Origin of the sequence: Bacillus sp. L75, from assembly GCF_003676355.1 — a bacterium.
In the GTDB taxonomy this organism is placed as follows: Bacteria; Bacillota; Bacilli; order Bacillales; family Bacillaceae; genus Bacillus; species Bacillus velezensis.
This window is the reverse complement of sequence record NZ_ML064913.1, coordinates 36,857-61,443: the sequence shown is the minus strand read 5'-3', so window position 1 is coordinate 61,443 and position 24,587 is coordinate 36,857. Positions and strand designations below refer to the sequence as shown.

Below are 24,587 nucleotides of genomic sequence, written 5' to 3'. Positions count from 1 at the left end.
ATTTCACCCTATTCTGCTGGTAACCCTTGTTTTTCAATGATGCCGTACAATCGATCGGCGATAAGTGCATACCCTTTTGCGTTCGGATGAAAATCATCATCCTTTGAAATCCGTCTGCTGCCGCTTTTTTGACTGAACAAGTCTTCAACATTCACCGCGGCGGCGTGAGGATCTTTTTCCAGCTCTTTTGCGGCGATCTTGTTCCAATCCGTTACAACCCCATTAATTTCTTTTAATTCAGGCAGCGTAAACGTGAATGGATTATACATGCTGACATACACCAGCTCTGCGTTTTCATTATATTTGCGGATTTTTGAAACGATCGCCTTGAATCGTTTTTCAAAAGGTTTCTCTTCCTTTTGGAACGGCTGAACCGTCAGCTGCATCATATTCTGGCGGAGCACCTTCATTAAGTCATTGCCGCCGATGGTAAAAAAGATATAGTCGGCGCTCTTTAATGATTTCTGAACTTTTTTATTATCAAGCTTTTCCAGCAGGTCAGACGTTTTGTCACCCTGCACCGCATAATTTTTAATATCAACCGTTTTCACATGTCCCTTTTTCTTAAGAGACTCCGCTGCCCTGCCGACGTATCCTGAACCGTCAGGATCTCCTACTCCTTCAGTCAATGAATCACCGACCGCAGCTATGACAATATGATCTTTCGTTTTCGGTTCTTCAGCGTCAGAACCGGTGCGCTGGACAGAACAAGCTGATAAAAGCAAGGCCAGTCCGGCGATCAATGAGAACATTCGCAGCTTCAATCTGGTTGCTCCTTCCCCGTCTACTAGTGGAAAGTGTAACATGTTTTTTCAGATTTGAAAATGTCTAATCTGCCAGTTTACTTGAGCTCCTCAGCCGCTCTGACATCTGAGAGGATGTCATCATACGGAACTTTCTGCACGCCGTCATAATCTTTAAGCACCTTCCCGTCAGGTCCGACTAAATAAAAAGAGGTTTTATGTATGACCTGATCCTCTCCCTCCGGCTTTTTGACGATTGATTTAAAGCTGTTCAGCGCAAAATCTTCAATGTCCTTTTGGCTGTAACCGGTCAGAAAATCCCAGTTGCGAAGCGAAAGCGGATATTTGGAAGCAAATGCTTTCAGCTGTTTCGGCGTATCCTTTTCAGGATCTACACTGAACGACACAATCCGCACGTCCAGATTCTCAGCCTTCAGTTTTTTTTGCAGTTCGGTCATGTGGGCCGTCATCGGCGGACAGACCGTATTACAATTTGTAAACATAAAGTCGGCAATCCAGACATGCCCCTTCAGGCTTTTCAGTGACACTGTTTTTCCATCTTGGTTTTGATATGAAAACGGTTCAATCTGATAGTTCAGCGGGTCTTTTATCGTTTTCCCCCCGCAGGCGCACAAGAGCAGCAAACAAAAGACGGCAGCGAAGATTTTCATTTTTTTCATTTCCATTCCCCCCATGGATAAAACGCTTACAGCATTCATCATAAAAAAATTCCCGCACCCTCCCTTATCAAAAGGAAGGCGCTAAGGAATATGCACCGTTATGCGTTATGTTTTAAAATCTCTTGGTTGAAAACGGCCTCGTAATCTTTCCACTTCATACGGCGCTTGACATATTGTCGGAATGAATACACTGTTCTCACACTTTGTGAAGCAAAAACCTCTCTCAAATAAAGCTCAAGGTGCTGATGAATTTGAAAAAAATAATGTTCACCTTCCGTGACAACCGGTATTTCTGTCACTTTTACCTGAATCCCGTCCTGTCGTTTGAACTCTAGGCTTTTGAGTAACAAGATATCAATCCTTCTTTTTCGATTGTTTTCTTTTTATTATATACAATCTGAGAAAGCGTGTCTGTCATTTTGCGCGGCCGTTCTAAAAAAAGTCAGATTAACAGGTGGAACAGATCCTGATCTTTATTCACCTCTACGTAATGAAATCCTTTTTGATTCATCCGGGCAATGAGCGCGCCGTAATCTTCCCGATGCTTAAGCTCAATGCCGACCAATGCGGGGCCGCTGCTTTTGTTATTTTTTTTCGTGTATTCAAACCGGGTGATGTCATCATCAGGCCCAAGCACTTCATCTAGGTATTCGCGAAGCGCTCCCGCCCTTTGCGGGAAATTAACGATAAAATAATGCTGCAGCCCCTCATAAATCATGGAGCGTTCCTTCATCTCCTGCATTCTGCCGATGTCGTTATTCCCTCCGCTGACCATGCAGATGACGTTTTTCCCTTTAATCTCTTCCTTGTACAGATCAAGTGCTGACACGGACAATGCCCCCGCCGGCTCCGCTACGATGGCGCATTGATTATATAATTCGAGAATCGTGCTGCATACTTTTCCTTCCGGGACAAGCACAACGTCATCGACGACGGTTTCGAGCGTTTGAAAGGTTTCGGCGCCGATTTTTTTTACGGCCGCCCCATCGACAAATTTATCAATTTTCTCAAGTTCAACCACTTGTCCGGCTTTTTTCGATTCAAAATAGGAGGCTGCGCCCTTCGGCTCTACCGCTATGATTTTTGTATCCGGCGATATGTTTTTCATGTACGTGCCGAGCCCGGACAGGAGTCCTCCTCCCCCTACGCTTGCAAATAGAAAATGCGGTTCAACGTCAATGTCATTTAAAATTTCGATGGCAGCCGTTCCCTGTCCGGCCATGACATCGGGATCGTCAAACGGATGAATAAACGTACGGTTTTCTTTTTCACAGCATTCCGCAGAACTCTTATACGCATCATCGAAAGTGTCACCCGTCAATATGATTTCAACAAATTCTTTTCCGAACAATTCCACTTGGGATACTTTCTGTCTCGGTGTGGTTGACGGCATAAAAATCTTGCCGTGAATGCCGAGGTGTTTGCATGAAAACGCAACCCCCTGCGCATGGTTTCCCGCACTTGCGCATACAATTCCGTTTTCAGTCTGCTCTTTTGAGAGCTGCCTCATTTTATTATAAGCCCCTCTGAGCTTAAATGATCTGACCACCTGCAGGTCTTCCCTTTTCAAATAGATGTTGCAGCCATACCTCTCAGAAAGTCTGTCATTCCTCTGCAAAGGCGTATGTATCACAACGTCCTTTACATTTTGGTGCGCTTTTAAAATGTCTTTTACCTGGATGAGAGAGTCTTCTTTAAGCAACGGTTTCATTTACAGAGTCCTTTCTTATTTAAATCCCTATTTAATATGCCATTATAACATGAATATTCAAATAATAAGACAATTATTTTAATTTTGTAAATAAAATTAAATGAACCGATACAAGAGAAAAAGATATTTTCGATCGCACAAACGTGTTATACTTAAACCAATTAGAACCAAAAGGAGCCAATTCATGAGTGTAATTGAACAAACTGATCCTTTTTATCAGCTAGCCGGCGAACATCACACCTTTTCAGAAGCGAAACGATTGGCCTCGCAATTTGCTTTATCTGATTTGCCAGTCTTCATAACGGGTGAAGTCGGAACCGGAAAAAAACAAATGGCCAGAGCGATCCACCATAAATCCCGCAGAAACAGCGAACTATTTATTACCGTTCACTGCAGCCAAAGCGAAGAGCGGCTCGAATATGAACTGTTCGGCGCTGAAGGCGCATTAAACAGGGCCCGCCGCGGAACATTATTCTTATATGAAATCGGAGACATGCCGCTCTCGGTACAGGCCCGCCTTCTTTCCGAGCTGGATGCCGGGCTTTCCGCCCGCATCATTGCAAGCAGCACGGCGGATCTTGGTGATACCGGCGCAGAAAATACGTTCAGCCAAGATTTATTTTACAGGCTTCACGTGTTATGCCTTCCGCTCCCTGCTTTATCTGAACGAAAAAGCGATATACCGCTTCTTCTGCAGCATATGCTGACAGCCACGGGGCAGCATGTTCATATCGATCCGTCCGTTTATCCGCTGTTTGAGCGGCACACCTTTAACGGCAACATCAGAGAACTTCAAAATGCGGCGTACTATATGGCCGCGGCAGCATCCGGCAGCACGATTTATCCCGATGATGTCCCGCTGTATATCAAAAACAGCCAGAAAGCGAAAACAGCTAAGAAAAAAGAAAAACGGCTGACATTGATGGAGAAAGAAGAGTTTTTGTTTATTTTGGAATCAATTAAAGACTTAAATACAAAAGGCGAACCCGCCAGCAGACGGAGCATATCCGAATTAAGCGAAAACAGCACAATGACATTATCGCCCCAGCAGGTCAGAAACAGGCTTGATTACTTAGAAAAGATGAACTATGTGACAAAAGGCCGAGGACGCGCTGGAACAAAAATTACATTAGAAGGGTTGAGCTTTTTGCAGTCACTGCAAAAACAAATCCTTTAAAAAGGAGGACATTTGATTGTTCACAATAAAAGAAGAAATCGCAAATGCCGTCACACACGGAATCGGTGTATTGCTGTCGATTCCGGCGCTTATTTTTCTCATTATCTTCGCGGTGAAATACGGCTCGCCGACAGACATCGTCAGCTTTTCAATCTTCGGCGCTTCAATGCTGCTGCTGTATCTCAGCTCGACTCTTTTGCACAGCATTCAGCATAAAAAAACGAAAGACATTCTTGAGATTGTGGATCATTCCGCGATATACGTATTAATAGCCGGAACATATACGCCATTTTTATTAGGACCCCTTAAAGGGGCGCTCGGTCTGACCCTTTTAATTATTGTTTGGTCGCTTGCCATCGGAGGCATCGTGTTTAAAATCTTTTTCGTGAAGCGGTTTATCATTTTTTCAACGCTTGTCTATTTAATGATGGGCTGGCTGATCATCGTCGCCATTAAACCGCTGTACGCTTCGCTGTCAGGCCCCGGTTTCGGCCTTCTTCTTTTCGGCGGTTTATTGTATTCCGCCGGCACAATATTTTATATTTGGAGAAAGGTTCCGTATCATCACGCCATTTGGCACAGTTTTGTTTTAGGCGGCAGCGCCTCGATGTTTTTCTGTATTTTATTTTATTGCGTCAAAGTCCCCTTTATCTGAAATAAAAAGCACAGCCTCTCTATAGAGACTGTGCTTTTTTTATGCACGGAGCCGTTTCTGACCGGCCGGAAAATAAGCGGGCTTTATATGTAATTCAATGTCAGCCGGTTTCAGCCGTTTCAGTAATCTGCCCCGCAGCAGCCGGTCTGTTCCCGAAGTGCTGACAGGCACAATCGGGAGGTCGAAACGAAGGGCCAGTTCCTCCGGATTGATTTTGCCGTCTTCGGACAGAATCAGACTTTGCCCTTTTTGCAGACGGACTTCCGCCTCATGAAGCACTGCATCCCGGCTGTCTCCGCCACAAATGACACCCATCAGCCGCAGCCAATTTCCGAGAAACGGCATCCGGAAAGCTTTCTCGCCAGCGATAAAACCAGCCGGCTCTTCAAGATGTCCCGCAAGCAGCAGAAGATCAGCCGGGCGCAATCTGGGATGCACATACAATACGGGGCCGTCCGGTATCGGCTGATCATGATGAATGCCGATTGCCGATCCCGACACGTCAATGCAGCCTCTCATAAAGGCTTTCGGCCGCTCATACACCAGCCTCATCTGTTTTTGAAAAGAAAGCCGCGGGTCAAGCTCTTTTTGATTGATATATTCCTGAATATTTTTCATGAACATAAATACAACGTACATCACAAGGCAGCCGTAACGAATCAATTCTTGTCCCCCTGCTTAAACTTTCTCGTATACAAGGTACTCATAATCGTAAGGGTTTTTTTCATCTTTTACTCCCTGTTTGCGGGATGTCAATTCCCATTCAGCTTCATTAAATTCCGGAAAAAAACGGTCTCCTTCAAAGACATGGTGAATTTTTGTCATGTAGAGTCTGTCCGCATAAGGAAAGAGCGCACTGTACAGCTGGGCGCCGCCGATCACAAAGCATTCTTCATCCGCCGGGATCAGCTTGAGCACTTCCTCAGCCGAGTCGGCGGTAATACAGCCCGGGAATAAAGATTCGTCCCGTGAGGTTACAACGATGTTACGCCGGTTCGGAAGCGGGCGTCCGATTGATTCAAACGTTTTCCGCCCCATTACAATGGTGTGGCCCGTCGTCACTTTTTTGAAATATGCGAGATCATCGGGAAGGTGCCAAGGCAGATCGTTATCTTTCCCGATCAGCCGGTTTTCATCCATCGCAAAAATAAACGAAATCATACGCTGACAGCTCCTTTTATGTGCGGATGCGGGTCATAATCCTCAATGATAAAGTCTTCAAACGTAAAATCAAAAATAGAATCAACATTTCGCGCAAACCGCAGTTTCGGCAGCGGACGGACATCCCTTGTCAGCTGCAAATTCACCTGCTCCACATGGTTTTGGTAAATGTGGACGTCTCCGAATGTATGAACAAACTCACCCGGTTCAAGCCCCGTCACATGCGCGATCATCATTGTTAAAAGCGCATAAGACGCAATATTAAACGGCACGCCGAGAAAGACATCCGCTGAGCGCTGATAAAGCTGACACGACAGTTTTCCGTCCGCGACATAAAACTGAAACAGGCAGTGGCAAGGCGGAAGCGCCATATGATCAATTTCGCCGACATTCCAGGCGCTGACGATTAAACGTCTGGAATTCGGGTTTGTCTTGATGTCATGAATCAGCCGGGAGATTTGATCGATGGTCTCGCCGTCCGCTCCGCGCCATGAACGCCATTGAGAACCGTAAACCGGTCCGAGCTCTCCGTTTTCATCCGCCCATTCGTTCCAGATGCGGACTCCGTTTTCCTGAAGGTAGCGGACATTCGTATCTCCTTTTAAAAACCAAAGCAGCTCATGCGCGATGGATTTAAAATGGAGCTTTTTCGTCGTAAGCATCGGGAAACCTTCCTGAAGGTTAAACCGCATTTGGTAGCCGAACGTGCTGATCGTACCCGTTCCCGTACGGTCTCCTTTTTTTTCTCCGTTTTCTAACACATGACGGCACAAATCTTTATATTGTTTCATTTTTTTCATCCTTTTAAAGTAGTCTTTTAGTAGTGTAACACAATAAAAAATCATTTCTGCAAAATTTCTCAGAAATGATTTTTTTATTTCTTCTCGCTATTACACGCTCATCCAGTCAGGCGGCGTATTGCGGTCCCAGTAAATGCTGCCGAGCTCATGATGTGATTGAAATCCGTCTTCAGCGGTATGGTAATGAAAATTAAACCAGTAGCCGTCTTGCGGAGGATGATCCCGGCGGACGTGGAACCTTAAAAGATCTTCACCCGTCAGCCTGTTATACACATGAAAAATTTTTTCAGTTTTTCCGGCCGACGGTTTGCTGGAAATAACCACATCCTGATACGCTTCATCATCTTGAAACTTGGCTAAATGTCCTGTGATCACATCTTCGATTTTCGGCAGAATTTCACTTCTGTAATCATCTTCAATGACCGGAGAGATTTTGCTGCCGAATTTTAAAAATGATTGATTTTCAGCATCACCGAGAAGCTGCTGCTGATACGATTGAAACAGTAATTCAGGCTCCCGCCCTGCCTTCTCTTCTCCCGGCAGAGCGTGTTCATCATAAAAAGCGGTGTAATCATTCTGCTCAAGACTGCTCGACTGTCCTGAAGGCTTGTCTGTCATCAAAGCAGCCGGAGGAGACACGAGTCCGAACGTTACAATGGTAAACAGAACCACAAGGGTCTTTTTCATCCACAATTTCATGACAGATTGTTCCCCTCTGTTTTATTGTCCTCTTTTCCTTTATTTTAGCATAGATGAAAGCGCGGCGTCATGTCCGGCAGCGTATTATCATGCAATATGGGAAATTGGTAACTGTGACCGAGCGGATAAACCGCTTACAATAAGAAGGAGAAAAAGGAGGGGATGAGATGATTAACGCTTTATTTGCGACTGTATCACTTCTCACGCTGCTTTATTTTGTCGTTATGGAAATCACTGATTAACGAAAAAGAAGCCCAAGATATCATGAGCTCACATGGATGACACCAAAGTGGAAAAGCGCCGTCTTTCTTTTCAGCACCTTGAAGCCGTATCGTTCAAACCGCGGGCTTTTCCAATGGTCTTTAAGCACTACGCATTTTTTCGCCGCCCGGACGGCTTGCGTGATGCACTCTTCGTTAAAACCCTCTTCTGCCAGCGCGCGGAGTGGTGCAATGCCGTCTGACGTTTCAACAGGTTCGTGAAACATCGGGTCAAAATAAATGACATCTACCGATGAATCAGGAAGCTCCCGCAAATAATCGGCGCAGTCGGCATGTTTGACCTGAATGCGTTTCATGGCGGTTTGGAGCTGCTCCATTCCGGTTTCCCACGTTTGAAGTCCTGTTTCAACAAGCAATGAGACAAGCTTGTTTTTCTCCAGGCCGATGACTTGTCCGCTTTTTCCGACTGCCAGGCTTGCCAAAATCGCATCGGATGCCAGCCCGAGCGTACAATCTAAAAAGGAATCCCCTTCGCGTAATCCGGCTGCTTTTAACAACGGCTCGGCTTCCCCTCTCAAAAACCGCTTTGCGCGGAACATCGCTGTATTCGGGTGAAAAAAGAACTTCTCCCCTTGCTTCGTGTAAAGTTCGAACCGTTCCTTTCCGATGACTAAAAGATCGCTAGCCGCTCGTTCCAGCATTTTTTCAATGGGCTGTTTATTGCGGCTGCAGTAAGTATCACCCAGCCTGACACTGAGTGACTGCGCTGTGTGTATCGTATATTCGCTTGGTCGGTAACTCGTTGTGATCATCTTTTTCTCCAAAAAGAAAATGCCCGGAATTCGGGCATTTCAGCAGTGCGCATCGAAGGCATCCGTCAGATTTTTCATAATTTCCTCCATGTCATGCCCTTCGATTTCGTGACGGGGAATAAAATGAACGACCTCTTTCCCTTTTAACAGCGCCATTGATGGCGAGGAAGGTTCCTGCCCTGTAAAGTATTCACGCATTTTTGCAGTTGCGTCTTTATCTTGACCGGCAAATACGGTAACCGTATGATCAGGCGCTTTTTCATGCTGTAAAACAGCCTGAGTCGCAGCCGGACGGGCAAGACCGGCTGCACAGCCGCACACGGAGTTGACAACGACCAATGTCGTGCCCTCTGCCTGTTCCATAAAGCTTTCTACTTCTTCAGCAGTCGTTAATTCCTGAAAACCCGCACCCGTCAGCTCACGGCGCATCGGCACGACCAGCTGGCGCATATATTCTTCATAAGCCATTGACATAAAAAAGCCCCCTCTAAAATCCTTATATGAAGTCAAGGATACTATAGAGGGGGCCGGAATTCAATTGTTCAGGCCTCTGTTTTATATTTTCATGATTCCGCCCGTATTGGCGCTTGTTACGAGTTTGGAATACCGGGCCAGATATCCTGTTTTTACTTTCGGCTCGAAGCCTTTCCATTCGGCCTTGCGTTTTTCCCATTCTTCTTCAGGCACTTGTACGTCCAAAATCCGTTTTTCTATGTCAACGATGACATGGTCGCCGTTTTCTACGAATGCGAGCGGGCCGCCTTCAGCCGCTTCAGGCGATACGTGCCCGATTGAAAGGCCCCGGGACGCTCCTGAAAAACGGCCGTCTGTAATAAGCGCCACTTTCGGGCCAAGCCCCATTCCGACAATCTGAGACGTCGGAGCGAGCATCTCCGGCATGCCCGGGCCGCCCTTTGGCCCTTCATAACGGATAATGACAACATCTCCTTCTTTTACTTTGCGGTTTATAATGCCTTCAAGCGCGGCATCCTGGGAATCAAAGACGACAGCGGGGCCTTCATGTCTTGTAATCCCGTCCTGCACCCCGCCTGTTTTGATAATGGCGCCGTCCGGAGCCAGATTCCCAAACAGGACGGCCAAACCGCCTTTTTCGGTAAACGGATTGTCAAGCGGATGAATCACGTCATAATCCTTTACTTCATGACCCGCAATTGTTTCTCCGAGTGTGCGGCCTGTTACAGTCAGCGCGTCAAGATGAAGCGCCCCTTCTTTTTTCGCCAATTCATTAAGGGCAGCCGACACACCGCCCGCTTCGTGCAGATCTTCAATGAAGACGTCCGAGGCCGGCGCCAATTTCGATAAGTGAGGCACTCGTTCAGCCACTTCGTTAATGCGTTCTAAAGAGTACTCAACCCCAGCTTCATTGGCAAGCGCAAGCGTATGAAGCACTGTGTTGGTTGAGCCGCCGAGAGCCATGTCTAACGCAAACGCGTTGTCAATCGCTTTTTCGGTGACGATATCGCGCGGCTTAATGTCTTTTTTGATGGTCTCCATCAATTGGGCCGCTGATTTTCTCACAAACTCTCTTCTCTCCGGTGAAGTTGCTAGAATTGTTCCGTTGCCCGGAAGCGCCAGACCGAGCGCTTCAGACAGACAGTTCATGGAGTTTGCCGTAAACATGCCCGAACAAGATCCGCACGTCGGGCAGCCGAACTGTTCCAGCTCCTGCAGGTCGCTTTCACCGATTTTCCCGGCTTGATATGCGCCGACGCCTTCAAATACTGAAGAAAGCGAAATTTTGCGGCCGTCGCTTGTGCGGCCGGCTGCCATCGGCCCCCCGCTGACAAAAATGGTCGGAATATTAATCCGCATAGCCGCCATCAGCATTCCCGGCGTAATTTTGTCGCAGTTCGGAATGCAGACCATTCCGTCAAACCAGTGCGCCGAGACGACCGTTTCAACTGAATCGGCAATGATTTCGCGGCTCGGCAGCGAATATCTCATGCCGATATGCCCCATTGCGATTCCGTCATCTACTCCGATCGTGTTAAATTCAAAAGGCACACCGCCCGCTTCCCTGATTGCTTCTTTTACGATTTTTCCAAATTCCTGCAGGTGAACATGCCCGGGAACGATATCGATGTATGAATTACAGACCGCGATAAACGGCTTACCGAAGTCCTCTTCTTTTACGCCGGCAGCGCGAAGAAGGCTGCGGTGCGGCGCTCTGTCAATTCCCTGTGTGATCATGTTGCTGCGTAATTCTGCCATGGTGATCCCCCTACTGTTTTTAGACTGTGCACTATTTTTAAAATTTTCAGTTTATTCTAGGGCGCGTTCTGCAAATTTTACAGTGTCTTTGCCCTGTCTCGCTTTTCTATTCTTTCTGTATTTCGATAAAAACCCTCCAACAATTAATATTGTACTTACTATATAGAGTTTTGAATCATTTTTCAACAATATTCTAAATAATTTTTATAAAAAGTGAATTCAAATAAAAAAGGTGCATGGGCGCACCTTTTTGTTATAACTGTTCTTTTTTTCTGCTTTCAGTCATCTGTTTCCAGACTGAACCTTTCGCCTCTTCTCCGTGCTCAATCCGTTCAATCGCCATTTTGACTTGCAGGCTGACTTCGAATTCCGGATCGTCTTCCGCCGCTTTTAATGCTTCCAGCGCGCTTTCATCGCCGACCTCATATAAAAACATGGCCGCGCGCCAGCGCACGAGCTTGCTTGAGTCACTGAGCGATTTCGTCATGGCCGGGATGGCGCTCGCATCGCCAAGATCCGACAGACAGTCACCCGCCGTCCTTCTGACCGTCACCGTTTTGTCTTCAAGCGCTTTGTATAACAGCGGAAGCACAGACGGCTTTTCGATCATTCCCAAATAAACGACGGCTTGTCTTCTGATCGAAGTCTTCGGATCATACAGCGCCTTTTCCAATACTGGTAAATCGTCTTCATCCGGATCCATTTGCTCAAGATGGGCATAGCGCTGTTTCCAGTCTTCATCATCGAGCATGTCCAAAGTCACTTTATAAGCTTTCCGCTGCACTGCAGGTTTGGCCTCACCCTTTTGCTGTGCGGCTGCTTCTGTCAGGCGTTTGAGCCGCTCATCACTGTAGGCGGCCTGAAGCTCTTCTGTGACATCGTGTCCGATTTCGGTAAAATCCCCGAAGCGCACGCCTTGTTCTTTCCAAGCCCGCTCAAATACAACATTTGAAGCTTCGGAACGCAGCTTTAAGATGGCTTCTTGGAAACGTTCCGGAAGGCCGAAGCGCTCTTCACGTTCGCCGTCCGTCAATTTGACCTGCATCGGGATTCCGCTGAACATTTGTACGAAAACCTTCACTTCACCGAACGATTCCTGTTCAGAACGGCTCTCAGACTGCTCCGTATGTTCCATTCCGAAGGCGGAACGGACCTGAGGCAGAATTTCCTTCCAGTCAAAACGGGCGTTTCTCTCCACAGCCAGGAAATCGGCAACGTGATAAACGCCCTTTACTCCTTCGATGTTTAAAATATCACGTACGACAGCCGGAGCATCATCTGCCTGACCGGGCTTGTAATTGTTGCTTTTCCCTGCCGGAAGCTCTTCAGTCAAAATCACTTTCATCGTGTTCGGACTCGGCGTCGGTTCTATTGATTTAATCTTCATATTGGTCCTCCTATGCGCAATCTGACACTTATTCTAACATAGTCGGCACAAGCGTTCTATTGCGCCGCTTAGCTTTTGCAAATGCCGGCCTCTTTTTGGATACGGGCGGCGAACTGCAAAAGAAATTGATGCCGCTCCTCTGCTAAACCGGCCCCCGCTTTTGTATTCATTAAGCCTTTAAGCTTGATTAATTTATCCTCTATATGGGCCAGCACACTTGTTTGAGTTCCGTACATCGGGTGACCCTTCGCCCCGGCAAACATAAAAGCCCTGCCGATGCCCGCTGCGCCGATCGCATCAAGCATGTCTGCATCCTGAACAACTTTCCCCTCCAATGAAAGCGGCCGCTTTATCAGCAGTTCCCTGTGTCTGAATGACATTCTCGTGATAATATCCGCGATCTCCTGAATGGAGCCATCCGCAATGTTGAAAGCAGCCAGCCGTTCTGTCACTTCGCCTGCCGTCAGCCTTTCGCTTTTTTCGAGCTTGGCGTCAATCAGATCATGAACCAGCGCGGCCGTCTCAGTGATAAATAAGTCGGCGCCTTCTTCTTTTGCAATGTACACAGAAAGTTTTGCGACCCGGGAAATATGAAGCCAGTCATGGCCCGTTCGTTCATTGATAAGCTTTTCTCTGACCCAATTCCTGACGCTTTCCAGCTGCTCTTTTTCGTTCATCGTATCACCTCTTATCGGGCCAAAAGCCTCTGCACCGTATCTTCAAGCTCTTTTGGGTTGACGTTCGGTGAAAAACGCCCGGTGACTTCACCGTTTCGGTCCACGATAAACTTAGTGAAATTCCATTTGACCGCTTTTGTGCCGAGCATCCCCTTCGCCTGTTCCGTCAGATATGTGAAGAGAGGATGAGCGTCTGCTCCATTGACATCAACTTTCGCAAACATCGGGAATGTGACTCCGTAGTTTTTCACACAGAAATCTTGAATTTCCGCTTCGTTTCCAGGTTCTTGGTTCATGAATTGGTTGCAGGGAAATCCCAATATTTCAAGACCTTCCTCCCGATATGTATCATAGAGCTCCTGAAGCTGCTTGAGCTGGGATGTGAACCCGCATTTGCTTGCTGTATTCACAATGATCATCACCTTGCCTCTGTAAGCCGATAGCGTCATGTCTTCGCCTGTTATGGTCCGTACGTTTATATCGTAAATTGTCATCTGCGGCCCTCCTTTTTACATTCTTCATTTATTTTACCTGTTTTACACTGCAAAACAAACGGCAACCGCTTTTTCCTTCCACTTAACGGAAAACGTTTTTTTCGAGGAACCAAACGGCTCTTTACCCGTCATAATAAAGAGCCGCTCCGAATTTATGCCTATTTGCCGCTTTTATCCCCGTCATTATGCGTTAAATGCGGTTTATTACGCCGGGATGGATTGAAAAATGGCTTAAAAATTTCTATAATGAAGAAAATTAACGGGGAATAACGGAGGTGGCATGTTGCCTATTAATATACCAAATCACCTGCCCGCTAAGCAGGTGCTTGAAAGTGAACACATCTTTGTAATGGATGAAAGCCGGGCTTTTCATCAGGATATCCGGCCGCAGAAGATCGTGATTTTAAATCTGATGCCGAAAAAAATCCAAACGGAAACCCAGCTCCTCAGGATGCTTGGGAATTCACCTTTACAAGTTCACTTTACGTTCTTAATTCCGAGCACACATACTCCAAAAAATACGGCAAGGCAGCATCTGGATGAATTTTATACGGATTTTTCCAGCATCCGCCACAAACGGTTTGACGGAATGATTATTACCGGGGCTCCGATTGAGCACCTGCCGTTTGAAGATGTTTCTTACTGGGAAGAATTGAAGGAAATCATGGAATGGAGCAAAACGAATGTCACTTCAACCCTCCATATCTGCTGGGGCGCTCAAGCCGGTTTATACTATCATTACGGCATTGAGAAAGTGGAGCTGCCGAAAAAAATCTTCGGTGTGTTTGAGCATACCGTTCTTAAAAAACATGAGAGATTGGTAAGAGGATTTGACGAGCTATACTATGTGCCCCACTCACGGCATACAGATATTAATACGGAGCAGCTGCAATCGGCTTCGGATCTGGATGTGCTCAGCGTTTCAGAGGAAGCGGGGGTCTGTTTAATCGTTTCAAAAGACGAAAAACAGATTTTCTTAACGGGTCATCCGGAATATGATACCGATACGCTACTTCAGGAGTATGAGAGAGACATAGAGAGAAATCTTTCAAACGTAGAAGCTCCTAAGCACTATTTTGCGCCCGGCGGGAAAGAACCTGTTAACCGCTGGAAAGCTCATGCAACGTTATTGTTTATGAATTGGCTGAATTATTACGTATATCAGGAAACCCCGTATGAATGGGATTAATTTTTGTTTTGAGTGATACGGTGACAAAAATATGATAAAATACTCTTGATTCAGTATGCGTATAACAAAACTTTAAAATAATGGAACATATCAATTAAATTTAGTTTAAATATGTTGCCGCGCTTATTATAAAATGATGCACTTGTGTTATGTTTATCTATAGACAATAACTCCTTACGATGCATGAAGCTTGCTTGTTGTTGATTACATTGAGGTGAATTTACTTGAATACCAATAAAAAAGTATTAATTTTGACTGCAAATTACGGAAACGGGCATGTTCAAGTGGCCAAAACGCTCTACGAACAGTGTCTGCGTCTCGGCTTAGATGTGACGGTTTCCAATTTGTATCAAGAGTCAAATCCGATTGTTTCAGAGGTTACTCAATACCTTTATTTAAAAAGCTTCTCAATCGGGAAACAGTTTTATCGTTTGTTTTATTACGGAGTTGACAAAATCTATAATAAACGCAAATTCAATATTTATTTTAAAATGGGAAATAAACGTTTAGGCCAGCTCGTCGAAGAGCATAAGCCGGACATTATTATCAATACATTTCCGATGATTGTCGTACCGGAATACAGACGGAGAACCGGAAAAGTGATCCCGACGTTCAACGTTATGACCGATTTCTGCCTTCACAAAATCTGGGTTCATGAAAATGTTGATAAATATTATGTCGCCACAGATTACGTGAAGGAAAAACTGATTGAAATCGGCACTCACCCGAACAACGTAAAGATCACGGGCATTCCCATCAGGCCTCAATTCGAGGAATCGATGCCGAAAGAGCCGATTTATAAAAAATACAATCTCTCTCCCGACAAAAAAGTTCTTCTTATTATGGCGGGAGCGCATGGTGTGCTGAAAAACGTAAAAGAACTGTGCGAAAATCTCGTTCATGACGATCAGGTGCAGGTTGTGGTGGTATGCGGCAAAAACAGCTCGCTGAAAGAATCCCTCAGCAGCTTGGAAGGTGACAATGCCGACCGGCTGAAAGTTCTGGGCTATGTAGAAAGAATTGACGAGCTGTTCCGTATTACAGACTGCATGATCACGAAACCGGGCGGCATCACACTGACGGAAGCAACGGCGATCGGAGTACCCGTTATTTTGTACAAACCGGTTCCCGGACAGGAAAAAGAAAACGCCATTTTCTTTGAAGATCGCGGTGCGGCTGTCGTGGTCAACCGCCACGAAGAAATTTTAGAGTCGGTCACCTCCCTTCTTGCGGATGAGGAGAAGCTGAACCGGATGAAGGACAATATTAAAAGCCTTCACCTCCCCAACTCTTCTGAAGTCATTTTGCAGGACATTATAAAAGAATCTGAAATGATGGCCGGGAAGGCAGATATGGCATTATCGTAAAAGAAAAGCACACGAACGATTCGTGTGCTTTTTGTTTTTTTCCGGTTAAGCTTTGTGACTGGAAAAATAAAGATAAAAAATAGGGAGCGGCTGCTTGACGTCCGCTCCCATATGGTGTATAGTTGAACCATCATTTAACAACGTTTACATACGTACGGTTGGATGATGACAAAATTTTTTTTAGCACGAAGGTGCTACAGTACTAGGAGGAATTAAGCAATATGCAAAACGGTAAAGTAAAATGGTTCAATAACGAAAAAGGATTCGGCTTCATCGAAGTTGAAGGCGGAGACGACGTATTTGTTCACTTCACTGCTATCGAAGGAGAAGGATACAAATCATTAGAAGAAGGACAAGAAGTTTCTTTTGAAATTGTCGAAGGTAATCGTGGACCTCAAGCTTCTAATGTTGTAAAACTCTAAACTCAATACATGTTGATCAGATGACAAATAGAGGAGAGGCGTATGCCTCTCCTATTTGATTGCCGTCTGAATCTCAATTGCAACAAGATTCTGCTTGCAGCGCTGCTCGATTTCTTCAATTTGTTTCTCCATTGACGGCATTCCTTTTTTTGCCATTTCCGCTAAACTTCCCAAATCACCGTATATTTCTTTAAATGTCTGCTGAAGGATTGTTTTTAAATCTTTATCATTCACGGCTGGTTTTTCCCTTCTCTCCCAAGATACCCTGAATAATAGTAAATAAGCCCTAATTAATCAGGTTCAATAGTTATATCGGCTTATTTTCTATATTTTTTTCTATTTTCCGTACATATTTCTAAAAAAAATCTCCAAACTATTTGCGGAGGTGTTTTTTAATGGACTCTGAATTTTTTCCAAACGGACTGACGGATAAACGCCAGCTTGAATTAGCGGTGGAAACGGCCCAGAAAACAACGGGAGCGGCTACCCGGGGCCAAAATTCAACTTTGGTGGAATCTGCTTACCAAGCGATTCAGGATGCCAGAACGATGTCACAATCCAGTGAACTGCAAGCTCTCGACCAGGGTTTTCTGCAAAAGCAGCGAATGCTTCTCGACGATTGCCAGCATCAGCTCGATGAATTCGAAAAATAAAACCGCAGAAGCTGCGGTTTTATTTTTTATTGATTTGTCAGCACCTTGCCGTAGGCTTTCAGCTTCTCCCCCACTGTGCATTGGTTGATGCAGAAAGAATGAGCGTGCGTTTTTCCAAACTCTTTGCGGAAATGCTTTTTTACGAAACAGTCTTTGCAATATTCATCCTGAAGCTCTGTCAATTCTTTATAAATGCTTTTTTTATCCAATATCAGTCATCTCCGTTACCTTCTAATGTTATGCGGCTTTCAATCTGCCGGTCCGAGAGAATTTTTCTGGCAAGGTCATCCGCTTCTTGATTTTCCTTTCGGCTTACGGCTTCATATGTCGGTGTCAGCTTTAAGGATTCGAGCAGCGCTTCAATTTTATCCAGCCATTCGTTTTGCGTTTCATCATAACACGGCCAGCTGCCGTCAAGCTGATGCAAAACGACGAGGGAATCCCCTCTTATCGTGATTGAATTTCTGCTTGCGCCAAGTTCCTGCACTTCCTTAAGCGCTTCGTATAAAGCGGCATATTCCGCCTCATTGTTCGTCTGAAGCGTTAAGCTTTTGTTTTTCCGTATGCGGTATCGCTTGCCGCCGAGAGAATAATACACGACAATTCCGAGTCCGGCGCGTCCGCTTGTTTTGTCAAAGCCGCCGTCGAAATACACTGTAATGTCGTCAGGTTCGTGCGCAAGCTCTTCAGTAAGCTTTTCTAATTCTTTAAGCGTCCAGCTCGCGCCTTTTTCATCCTCAAAATAAATGTCTTTTATATAAGGAAAGCGGCTGACTTCTCTTGCAAGCATGCGCGCTTTCGGAACGGTCAGCCAATCTTCGGAAAAAAACGCGACAGGGCCTGTTCCTTTTGCTTCTATTTCGATATACGGCTTAAGATTCATTGAAATCACCTTACCATTCATTAGTTGACGGGCGTGTGCTATAATCAAACCATTCTCAAATTGAAAGGAAGTCAGCAGGTTTTGTTTAACGATGTGTTATGGATCTTATTTGCGGTCATTCATTTTATCATTGTTCTTCTGTTTTATAAAGGATTTGGCAAAACGGGCCTATTCGTATGGATCGGTTTCGCCACGGTGTGCGCCAACTTGCAGGTTGTCAAAACAGTCGAGCTGTTCGGGCTTACGGCGACACTGGGAAATATCATGTACGGCACCGTTTTCTTCGCAACGGATGTGCTGAATGAAAAATACGGTCCCAGGGAAGCGCGCAAAGCCGTCTGGCTCGGGTTTTCCACTCTACTCGCTTTGACATGCGCCATGCAGGGGGCTCTTTTATATAAACCGGCTGCATCAGATATCGCACAGCCTGCCCTTGAGACGATTTTCGGTTTTCTGCCGCGTGTTGCGCTCGGAAGCCTCTTGGCTTTTATTTTCAGCCAAACGATAGATGTTTATGTATATTCAGCCATTCGGAGAATCTTTCCTTCAGACAGGCTTCTCTGGCTCAGAAACAGCGGAAGCACGGCGCTCAGCCAGCTGCTGGATACATTTATCTTCACTGCCGTGGCCTTTATCGGCGTTTATTCCGCGGGAGTATGGTTCAGCATCTTCATTTCAACTTACCTGATTAAATTTGCGGTATCACTCATTTCTGTCCCTTATGCGTATGCGGCAAAACGAATGACACCGAATGGAGAGTGACGGATGATGCCCGCTGAAATTTATGTAGACGGTGCAAGCGCCGGAAACCCGGGCCCGTCCGGTATCGGTATTTTTATTAAACATGACGGGAAAACAGAATCTTTCTCAATTCCGATCGGCGACCAATCAAATCAGGAAGCTGAATTTCTCGCTTTAATTGAAGGAATGAAGCTGTGTGCCGCCCGCGGATATGAGTCCGTGTCATTCCGGACGGATTCGGATATCGTGGAGCGGGCCGCAGATCTTGAAGCGGTTAAAAACAAGGCTTTCCAGCCGTTTGTTGACGAAATCATCCGCTTAAAGTCCGGATTTCCATTGTTTTTCATTAAGTGGATTCCCGGCAGACAAAACCAAACAGCCGATCAGCTTGCAAAAAAAGCGATTCGGCTGAATAAATAACCGGAATGAAATTGCGTCTCACTGTTCATCCTACAAATGAGGTGAACAGCTATGAGAAAAGAAAATAAAGGCCAGCTGACCGGGGGCGTGAATCCTCAGGGAAATATGGAAGGAAATGCGCATAAAGACCCGAAATCAGCCCTTGAAAACAACGCAAAAAAAAGCAATACAAAACGCTAGAGGGATCAGCTTATCTCTCTGGCGTTCAGCTTTTCGAGCATCCTTTCAATTCCTTTTATCTGATGACGTCTCAGCATTAATGCAGCCTCTTCCATCTTTAATGAAAAAAGCGCTTCTTCAAGCGTACAGACTAACGGCACCTCGCAATGTATTTCAGCAAGCTGCCTTGACAGCTCCAATTCTTTCAAGCTTTGCTGAATTTTCGTTTGCTGGCCCTTCGGCAAGAGAGCGAGGCTTTCTAATAACCGGTCTATGTTTTGATATTCACGGATCAGCTTGTACGCCGTTTTTTCCCCGATCCCTTTAACGCCGGGATAGTTATCGCTCGTGTCTCCCATCAGCGCCTTAATGTCAATCAGCGCTTTTGGCGGAACTCCCGTTTCTTCTCTGAATATCTCATCTGTATATACCTTATAATTGCCGATACCCTTTTGCAGCAGCGCTACTCGAACTTGATGATTCAGCAATTGAAGCAGATCTTTATCACCCGTTACAATCGTAATTTCCGCTTCCCCGGAAAATAGGGCAGAAAGCGTACCGATACAGTCATCCGCCTCATAGCCTTTTATGCCGATGTTTAAAAAACCGAGCTCTCGCGCTGCTTCTTTCGCTAGATCAAATTGCGGAATCAGCTCTAGCGGCGGTTCACTTCTGTTGGCCTTATAATCTTGAAACAAATCATTGCGGTACGTTTTGCTTCCCATATCCCAGCAGCAGACGACATGTGTGGGCTGAAACGTATCAACCGCCGTAATAAGATGCTTTAAAAAACCGTTGACGCCGTTTGTGGGAATTCCGTTTTCATTTATCATAAAATTGCGATGAACGGCCGTCGCGAAAAACGAGCGGAACAAAAGCGCCATGCCGTCAACGAGCAGTAATTTATTATTCATATATCGAAACTCCTTTTTATTCAATGTTCCTATTTTACCAAAGAAGGCGGTAAAAAAACAGCATCCCCCCATTTGGAAGATGCTGCCGTCACGTTATTCACCGTGTCTTTTATTGCTTGCCATCAGCTTTTCAGCTTCACGGCCGGCATAAGAATCAAATTTCTGTCCGAAGCCGTTTTTCTTTTTGGCATTGTTATTCTGCTGAGCATTTCTGTTTCCCAGTTTTGTTCTGCCCATGGTCATATCCCCCTTTAGAGAAGATACGGATAGTATGTACAGCAAGCGCTGATGACACACGCGGCAGGTTCATCCATTACTGTCTGCTGACGAATTCTTTCACCATCTCTTCACTTACGAATCGTCTTTGCGGCACGATGCCCTTTTTCGCCAGCTGGTTCATTTTTGCGGTGATGCCATTGATGGCATCTGTCGTGAACGGTTTATTCTGTCTGCATTTTACAATTGCTTCTTCAATGGCCTGTTCACGCTCATAATCAAGCTGTACAAATGTTTTGACGTGCTGATGCTGTTTTGCGGAATGTGCTGAAATTGCTTTATGGACTTCTGACATAAAAGGTTTCATCTCGCTTTTTTTCATTTTAGTCTACCATGACTGTTATCTGCCCGCCAACCGGATTTTTAAATTTTCAGCATTTCATCTTTCTTTTTCCATGCTTTTTCGGCTTCGTAAAGGTGTTCAATTTCCCTTGCACTCGTATTTTCCGCAAGACCTTGTAAATAAGTGTCCCGCTGCTCGCGGATCTGGGACAGGCTTTTATCCGCCATGTCTTCTTGCAGACGGCGCACCTGCTCAGCATATCGCTCTGAAAGGCTTTCTTTCTCCTGCTCAAGCCACTTTTCTGTCACTTTTTGCAGGCTGAGCCTGAGCCCTTCTACAAACGCTGCTTTTCCGTTCTGTTCAAAAAACTGCTTCGGTGATTTAACTTCCTTTACGTGATGTGAGAATGCCGAGACGTCAATGACCGGAGCGACCTCTTTCAGCTGAACGGCAAATTCGTTTTCACCGCTCACATAAATGGAGAAATTTCCGTCTTCCATAAGCTTCTTCTGACAGTTTTCCATCCATTCCTCAGTCATATGACGCTCAATAAAACCGGTCATCCGGATATCGAGCGTTTTCAGCTCTTGAATATATTCAAAACGGAATTCCTTGAGCGCTTCATTCAGCGCCGCTGATATATTTTGTTTCCAATCACCGTTTTGAAGACCCGGATGGAAGGCGGTTTTCAGCATATCATTCGCATAAAACGTCAGGCGATGTTTAATGTGATAGAGCTGTTCTTTCGTATCTTTCATCACTTTTCGAATGATGACCTCAGACGTACGGCGCTTTGAAATGTCAGCGAGAGCTTTTTCATAGGAAGACTCCAGACGCTGTTTCTTTTTCTCTTTTTCTTCTGCCGACTGGTGAAGAGATTCGTGAAGCTGTTCCACCATATCGCACAATTTGCCCGCCTCTGTTTTCAGCTGGGCGCAGCTGGCCCTCATTACATCTTCCTCAATAAAGTGCTCAAGCCCGGTTCTTACATCAGAGAACCTGTTATAAAAAGCTTCTTTTTTACCCGCAAGCTCTTCTTTACTTGAAACATGATATAATTTCGGCCGGTTAATTCCCTCTTTTGAGAGTTCTGAGCGGACATAGTCTTTGACGGTTTCCAGCTCGCTTTCGGTTTTGGCCAGATCGGCGGCGTTAATGACAAAAAACATTTTATCCATGCCGAATGATTCTTTGACGAGGCCGAGTTTCTTCAGAAAAGACCTGTCTCCTTTTGAAAAAGAATGCTGATAGTACGTCATATAAAAGAACGCGTCAGCATCTTTTATATATTGAAAGGCAAGTTCCGTATGGCGCTTGTTTATACTGCTTGCTCCCGGCGTATCAACAATGGTGATGCCTTTTTGCGTGAGAGGCGAATCATAATACACGGTGACTTCTTTTACGCAGCAGGCCGTTTTTTCTTCGGCTGCGTACGGTTTTAAATCTTCAACCGGCACCGTCAGTGTCAGCCTTTGACGGATCTGTTCTTCGTACGTATCAAACGCCTGCAGCATCGTCTGAATCACCGGGATGAGTTCATCCGGAATTTTTCCCTTTTTAATGGCATAATTCCATCTCTCTTTCAGTGAACGCCCCTTTACATCAGCGTCTTTCAGCTCAGTCAGCTGAAGCATTTCAGCGTCCAGCTCCTCCTCCGTTTTAAAAACGATCTCCGCAGATTTATGCGGTTTGCCGTCTTGCGGTTTCGTTATTTTGTTGATCGTAGCCGTTGTGGGCGTCGGTGATGATGGCAGCACGTATTCACCGACAAGCGCATTTGCAAATGATGATTTACCGGAACTGAATCCGCCGAATAACGCCAAGGTAAACTGGCGGTTTTCAAGCCGCTCAATCCTGCTTCGAAAGGCTTCTGCCTGTTTTCCTAATATGCTCGAGGATTCAAGAATCCCGGCAAGCTCATAGAACCGATCAGTCTGCTCTTTTATAGGAAGTTCCTTCATCGCATTTTTTTCGGGCTTGCTTACTTCATGCTGTACAGCCTCTTTTGGTTTCTTTTGGACGGGCGCTTTTGCAAGGCGTTTTTTTCGCGTATACCAGTCGCCGCTTCCCGTATCACAGGTCAATTCTTCTTCCCACAAAGCGCGGACGCGGGCTGCTTTTTCCAAGGCATTGCGTTCTTCTTTTGCCGATTGCGCGAGCTCATCCCTTATTTTCTTTTCTTTTTCGAGCCGGTTTTTCAAGTTCTCAATGAGCGGTCCGTTTTTTGTCTGAACATAAGCGGTCAGCTCCTCAATGAGTTCCGCTGTCTGTCTTTTGGCTTCCCTTCTGATCATTTCAGCGAGGTCTTTCGTATAAGTTAATACGTATTCAGATGAAAAGGCCGCTCCCTGCTTAAGGGCCTGAGCGGTGATATCATCAGAAAGCGGTGTGCGGTACGCCTGGATTTTCTTGATCAGTTCGTCCGAATCCGCTTCATACCGCTTGGCCGCTTTCGTAAATGTGTCGATAATATGCCAATCCGCTTCCCCTTCCGTTCTTTTTTTAATATCGGCAAAAAATTCAGCATGCCTTCTTTCTTTTTCCGAAGCTGTTTTCGCTTTTGAAAAGAATAATCCGGTTTTAAATGATGGCTGCTGTGATTCAATATAAGCAGATGCAAGCACCCTCATCTCAAAGGGTGTCAGATTAGCGTTTTGCAATATGTTCTGCACGTCTTTTCTGATGTCTTTCTCTGCTGTTTCAGCCTGTTGAACGGCTTTTTTAAGCTCATCTTCAACAGAACGGACAAGTGCTTCTTGTTTGTCAAACTGCTCTCCGCTGCCGTTTTTATCTTCTTTTACGAGCATCTCTGTATGCTCTTTGACTAAGTGTGCGACTTTTCTCTCCGTTAAGGACCATAAATTTGTTTTTGCCTGCTGTTTCAGCTTCTGCAGATGTTTTTTCAGCTGTTCCATGCCGTTTAAAGGATGGTCAGGCTCAGTGACAGACGTAAAGAAAAGCGATTCTTTCGGTATTCCCGCGCCTTCAAGCATGTCTTCCACCTGCCTGCGGTACTCTTCAAACTTCGTTTCAGTTTCATCATGTCTGTCAATTTGGTTGACGATCAGAAACAAATTCGGAATACGGTCTTTGATGGAGCTGAGAAACAGCATATTTTCTTCTGAATGGACGTGATTATAATGAACGACGTAAAATAAAGCGTCAGCCTGATGGAGAACTGAAGCGGCAGATAAAAAATGCGCTTCGTCCGTCGAATCAATTCCCGGTGTGTCAATGTAGGCCGCATAAGGCTCTGACTCCTTAAAGCCGGCATAGACTTCCACCGTTTCAATTTGCTCACCGTCTTTACAGAATTGCTGCACTTGTTCTTTATCGTAACTTCCTTTGATCTCTGCATAAGCCCCGTCCGTCGTATGAAGCACGACTTTATCTTCACCGTGCCGGATGACAACGAGGTTGGCGCTTGTGGGAATCGGGCTTGTCGGCAGTATGTCTTCACCGAGCAATGTGTTTAATAAAGAGGACTTTCCGGCCGAATAATGCCCGGTAAACGCGATATAAACCTCTTCATCAGCCGCTTTTTTCATAATGGCCGCGAGCTGATCGGCCCGTTTTTCATCCTGATGATCCAAAAATTGTGCGTATAAGGCACCCGTTCTGCTGAAAATCTCCCTGTTATGGCGTTCTTCTTCTGTCATGTGTCTTTACCCCTTTGTGTCTGTCGCATCAAATGACGTTTTTCATTTTTAGAAAGCTCTGAAAAAAACCTCTCCCCCATTTTACACAAGAATGGCTCACTTTTCTTCAGGAAACGCAAAAAAGCCGCCGATATCGGCAGCTGATAAAGAAAAAACACCCGCGGCAGGAAAA

General features: G+C 45.6%; 30 protein-coding genes and 1 pseudogene. 10 read left to right on the top strand and 21 right to left on the bottom strand.

All coding sequences use genetic code 11. The features are described 5' to 3' along the window. Positions 1–8 precede the first annotated feature (8 nt). From D5S11_RS16685 to ilvA, 4 genes are all read right to left on the bottom strand, one after another. Complete coding sequence (locus tag D5S11_RS16685; protein WP_003153635.1) at positions 9–764, bottom strand: SGNH/GDSL hydrolase family protein; 756 nt, start codon at positions 762–764, stop codon at positions 9–11. Positions 765–841: 77 nt separating this feature from the next. After that, complete coding sequence (locus D5S11_RS16680) at positions 842–1,423, bottom strand: SCO family protein (RefSeq protein ID WP_085342373.1); 582 nt, start codon at positions 1,421–1,423, stop codon at positions 842–844. 98 nt (positions 1,424–1,521) lie between these two features. Next, the gene (locus tag D5S11_RS16675; protein WP_007409532.1) at positions 1,522–1,773 is read right to left on the bottom strand and encodes a DUF2535 family protein; all 252 of its coding nucleotides are present in this window, start codon (positions 1,771–1,773) and stop codon (positions 1,522–1,524) included. A gap of 92 nt (positions 1,774–1,865) precedes the next feature. Beyond that, positions 1,866–3,134, bottom strand: coding sequence for a threonine ammonia-lyase IlvA (gene ilvA, locus D5S11_RS16670; protein WP_007612085.1), 1,269 nt, complete (start codon positions 3,132–3,134; stop codon positions 1,866–1,868). A 184-nt stretch (positions 3,135–3,318) separates the two neighbouring features. Here ilvA and D5S11_RS16665 point away from each other — a divergent pair, with 184 nt between their 5' ends. Next, positions 3,319–4,311, top strand: coding sequence for a sigma-54-dependent transcriptional regulator (locus D5S11_RS16665; protein WP_025284893.1), 993 nt, complete (start codon positions 3,319–3,321; stop codon positions 4,309–4,311). A 16-nt stretch (positions 4,312–4,327) separates the two neighbouring features. Then, positions 4,328–4,966: a PAQR family membrane homeostasis protein TrhA gene (gene trhA / locus D5S11_RS16660; RefSeq protein WP_007409529.1), complete on the top strand. Its 639-nt coding sequence runs from the start codon at positions 4,328–4,330 to the stop codon at positions 4,964–4,966. 39 nt (positions 4,967–5,005) lie between these two features. Here trhA and D5S11_RS16655 read toward each other — a convergent pair whose 3' ends face one another. From D5S11_RS16655 to D5S11_RS16610, 10 genes are all read right to left on the bottom strand, one after another. Beyond that, positions 5,006–5,629: a lysophospholipid acyltransferase family protein gene (locus D5S11_RS16655; RefSeq protein WP_032866272.1), complete on the bottom strand. Its 624-nt coding sequence runs from the start codon at positions 5,627–5,629 to the stop codon at positions 5,006–5,008. A gap of 15 nt (positions 5,630–5,644) precedes the next feature. Further along, on the bottom strand, positions 5,645–6,127 hold the full coding sequence (locus D5S11_RS16650) for a dihydrofolate reductase (protein WP_108724877.1): 483 nt from the start codon (positions 6,125–6,127) through the stop codon (positions 5,645–5,647). Continuing rightward, positions 6,124–6,918, bottom strand: a complete 795-nt coding sequence (locus tag D5S11_RS16645; protein WP_003153622.1) for a thymidylate synthase — start codon at positions 6,916–6,918, stop codon at positions 6,124–6,126. Before D5S11_RS16645 ends, D5S11_RS16650 begins: the two co-directional genes overlap by 4 nt. A gap of 99 nt (positions 6,919–7,017) precedes the next feature. After that, positions 7,018–7,626, bottom strand: a complete 609-nt coding sequence (locus tag D5S11_RS16640) for a YpjP family protein (protein ID WP_007409526.1) — start codon at positions 7,624–7,626, stop codon at positions 7,018–7,020. A gap of 262 nt (positions 7,627–7,888) precedes the next feature. Continuing rightward, positions 7,889–8,659 (bottom strand): class I SAM-dependent methyltransferase, encoded by a 771-nt coding sequence (locus tag D5S11_RS16635; RefSeq protein ID WP_007409525.1) that lies wholly within the window; start codon positions 8,657–8,659, stop codon positions 7,889–7,891. A gap of 39 nt (positions 8,660–8,698) precedes the next feature. Beyond that, a complete protein-coding gene (locus D5S11_RS16630) occupies positions 8,699–9,133 on the bottom strand; it encodes a BrxA/BrxB family bacilliredoxin (RefSeq protein ID WP_003153619.1) in 435 nt (144 codons plus the stop codon). Positions 9,134–9,214: 81 nt separating this feature from the next. After that, a complete protein-coding gene (gene ilvD / locus D5S11_RS16625) occupies positions 9,215–10,891 on the bottom strand; it encodes a dihydroxy-acid dehydratase (protein WP_007409524.1) in 1,677 nt (558 codons plus the stop codon). Positions 10,892–11,144: 253 nt separating this feature from the next. Continuing rightward, the gene (locus D5S11_RS16620) at positions 11,145–12,278 is read right to left on the bottom strand and encodes a conserved virulence factor C family protein (protein ID WP_007409523.1); all 1,134 of its coding nucleotides are present in this window, start codon (positions 12,276–12,278) and stop codon (positions 11,145–11,147) included. 68 nt (positions 12,279–12,346) lie between these two features. Beyond that, positions 12,347–12,955 (bottom strand): HD domain-containing protein, encoded by a 609-nt coding sequence (locus D5S11_RS16615; protein WP_007409522.1) that lies wholly within the window; start codon positions 12,953–12,955, stop codon positions 12,347–12,349. A gap of 11 nt (positions 12,956–12,966) precedes the next feature. Beyond that, positions 12,967–13,449: a glutathione peroxidase gene (locus tag D5S11_RS16610; RefSeq protein ID WP_108724876.1), complete on the bottom strand. Its 483-nt coding sequence runs from the start codon at positions 13,447–13,449 to the stop codon at positions 12,967–12,969. A 283-nt stretch (positions 13,450–13,732) separates the two neighbouring features. Between D5S11_RS16610 and metA the strand changes: the two genes are divergently transcribed. The 4 genes and pseudogenes from metA to cspD all read left to right on the top strand — a co-directional run bounded on the left by metA (position 13,733) and on the right by cspD (position 16,427). Then, the gene (metA, locus tag D5S11_RS16605) at positions 13,733–14,638 is read left to right on the top strand and encodes a homoserine O-acetyltransferase MetA (protein ID WP_003153608.1); all 906 of its coding nucleotides are present in this window, start codon (positions 13,733–13,735) and stop codon (positions 14,636–14,638) included. Positions 14,639–14,862: 224 nt separating this feature from the next. Beyond that, positions 14,863–16,005 (top strand): diglucosyl diacylglycerol synthase, encoded by a 1,143-nt coding sequence (locus tag D5S11_RS16600; RefSeq protein ID WP_007409520.1) that lies wholly within the window; start codon positions 14,863–14,865, stop codon positions 16,003–16,005. Between the two features lie 94 nt (positions 16,006–16,099). Then, positions 16,100–16,211 (top strand): annotated as a pseudogene (locus D5S11_RS16595) (hypothetical protein); the annotation flags it as partial. 15 nt (positions 16,212–16,226) lie between these two features. Beyond that, positions 16,227–16,427, top strand: a complete 201-nt coding sequence (gene cspD / locus D5S11_RS16590) for a cold-shock protein CspD (protein WP_003153604.1) — start codon at positions 16,227–16,229, stop codon at positions 16,425–16,427. 51 nt (positions 16,428–16,478) lie between these two features. Here the strand turns inward: cspD and D5S11_RS16585 are convergent, their stop codons facing one another. Beyond that, a complete protein-coding gene (locus tag D5S11_RS16585; protein WP_012117812.1) occupies positions 16,479–16,661 on the bottom strand; it encodes a hypothetical protein in 183 nt (60 codons plus the stop codon). 161 nt (positions 16,662–16,822) lie between these two features. Here D5S11_RS16585 and D5S11_RS16580 point away from each other — a divergent pair, with 161 nt between their 5' ends. Further along, positions 16,823–17,080 carry a DUF2564 family protein gene (locus tag D5S11_RS16580; RefSeq protein ID WP_108724875.1) on the top strand — a complete coding sequence of 86 codons (258 nt, stop codon included), beginning with the start codon at positions 16,823–16,825 and terminating at the stop codon, positions 17,078–17,080. A gap of 26 nt (positions 17,081–17,106) precedes the next feature. Here the strand turns inward: D5S11_RS16580 and D5S11_RS16575 are convergent, their stop codons facing one another. Further along, a complete protein-coding gene (locus tag D5S11_RS16575) occupies positions 17,107–17,289 on the bottom strand; it encodes a zinc-finger domain-containing protein (RefSeq protein WP_003153581.1) in 183 nt (60 codons plus the stop codon). A gap of 2 nt (positions 17,290–17,291) precedes the next feature. Next, positions 17,292–17,963: a ribonuclease H family protein gene (locus D5S11_RS16570; protein WP_108724874.1), complete on the bottom strand. Its 672-nt coding sequence runs from the start codon at positions 17,961–17,963 to the stop codon at positions 17,292–17,294. Positions 17,964–18,044: 81 nt separating this feature from the next. Here D5S11_RS16570 and D5S11_RS16565 point away from each other — a divergent pair, with 81 nt between their 5' ends. Genes D5S11_RS16565 through sspL form a run of 3 tightly spaced genes read left to right on the top strand, consistent with a single transcriptional unit; the run spans position 18,045 to position 19,304 of the window. After that, complete coding sequence (locus tag D5S11_RS16565) at positions 18,045–18,725, top strand: queuosine precursor transporter (protein ID WP_012117815.1); 681 nt, start codon at positions 18,045–18,047, stop codon at positions 18,723–18,725. Positions 18,726–18,731: 6 nt separating this feature from the next. Further along, positions 18,732–19,124 (top strand): reverse transcriptase-like protein, encoded by a 393-nt coding sequence (locus tag D5S11_RS16560; RefSeq protein ID WP_108725294.1) that lies wholly within the window; start codon positions 18,732–18,734, stop codon positions 19,122–19,124. 51 nt (positions 19,125–19,175) lie between these two features. Next, entirely contained in the window at positions 19,176–19,304 is a 129-nt protein-coding gene (gene sspL, locus D5S11_RS16555) for a small, acid-soluble spore protein L (RefSeq protein ID WP_108724873.1), read from the top strand. Between the two features lie 5 nt (positions 19,305–19,309). On the opposite strand, the gene D5S11_RS16550 is transcribed toward sspL, so the two are convergent. The 4 genes from D5S11_RS16550 to dynA form a co-directional block, all read right to left on the bottom strand. Next, positions 19,310–20,197, bottom strand: a complete 888-nt coding sequence (locus D5S11_RS16550; protein WP_025284902.1) for a 5'-3' exonuclease — start codon at positions 20,195–20,197, stop codon at positions 19,310–19,312. Positions 20,198–20,290: 93 nt separating this feature from the next. Then, complete coding sequence (locus D5S11_RS16545; protein WP_003153570.1) at positions 20,291–20,434, bottom strand: hypothetical protein; 144 nt, start codon at positions 20,432–20,434, stop codon at positions 20,291–20,293. Between the two features lie 76 nt (positions 20,435–20,510). Then, the gene (locus D5S11_RS16540) at positions 20,511–20,768 is read right to left on the bottom strand and encodes a YpbS family protein (protein ID WP_012117818.1); all 258 of its coding nucleotides are present in this window, start codon (positions 20,766–20,768) and stop codon (positions 20,511–20,513) included. A gap of 68 nt (positions 20,769–20,836) precedes the next feature. Next, positions 20,837–24,415 carry a dynamin GTPase gene (dynA, locus tag D5S11_RS16535; protein WP_108724872.1) on the bottom strand — a complete coding sequence of 1,193 codons (3,579 nt, stop codon included), beginning with the start codon at positions 24,413–24,415 and terminating at the stop codon, positions 20,837–20,839. Positions 24,416–24,587 lie beyond the last annotated feature (172 nt).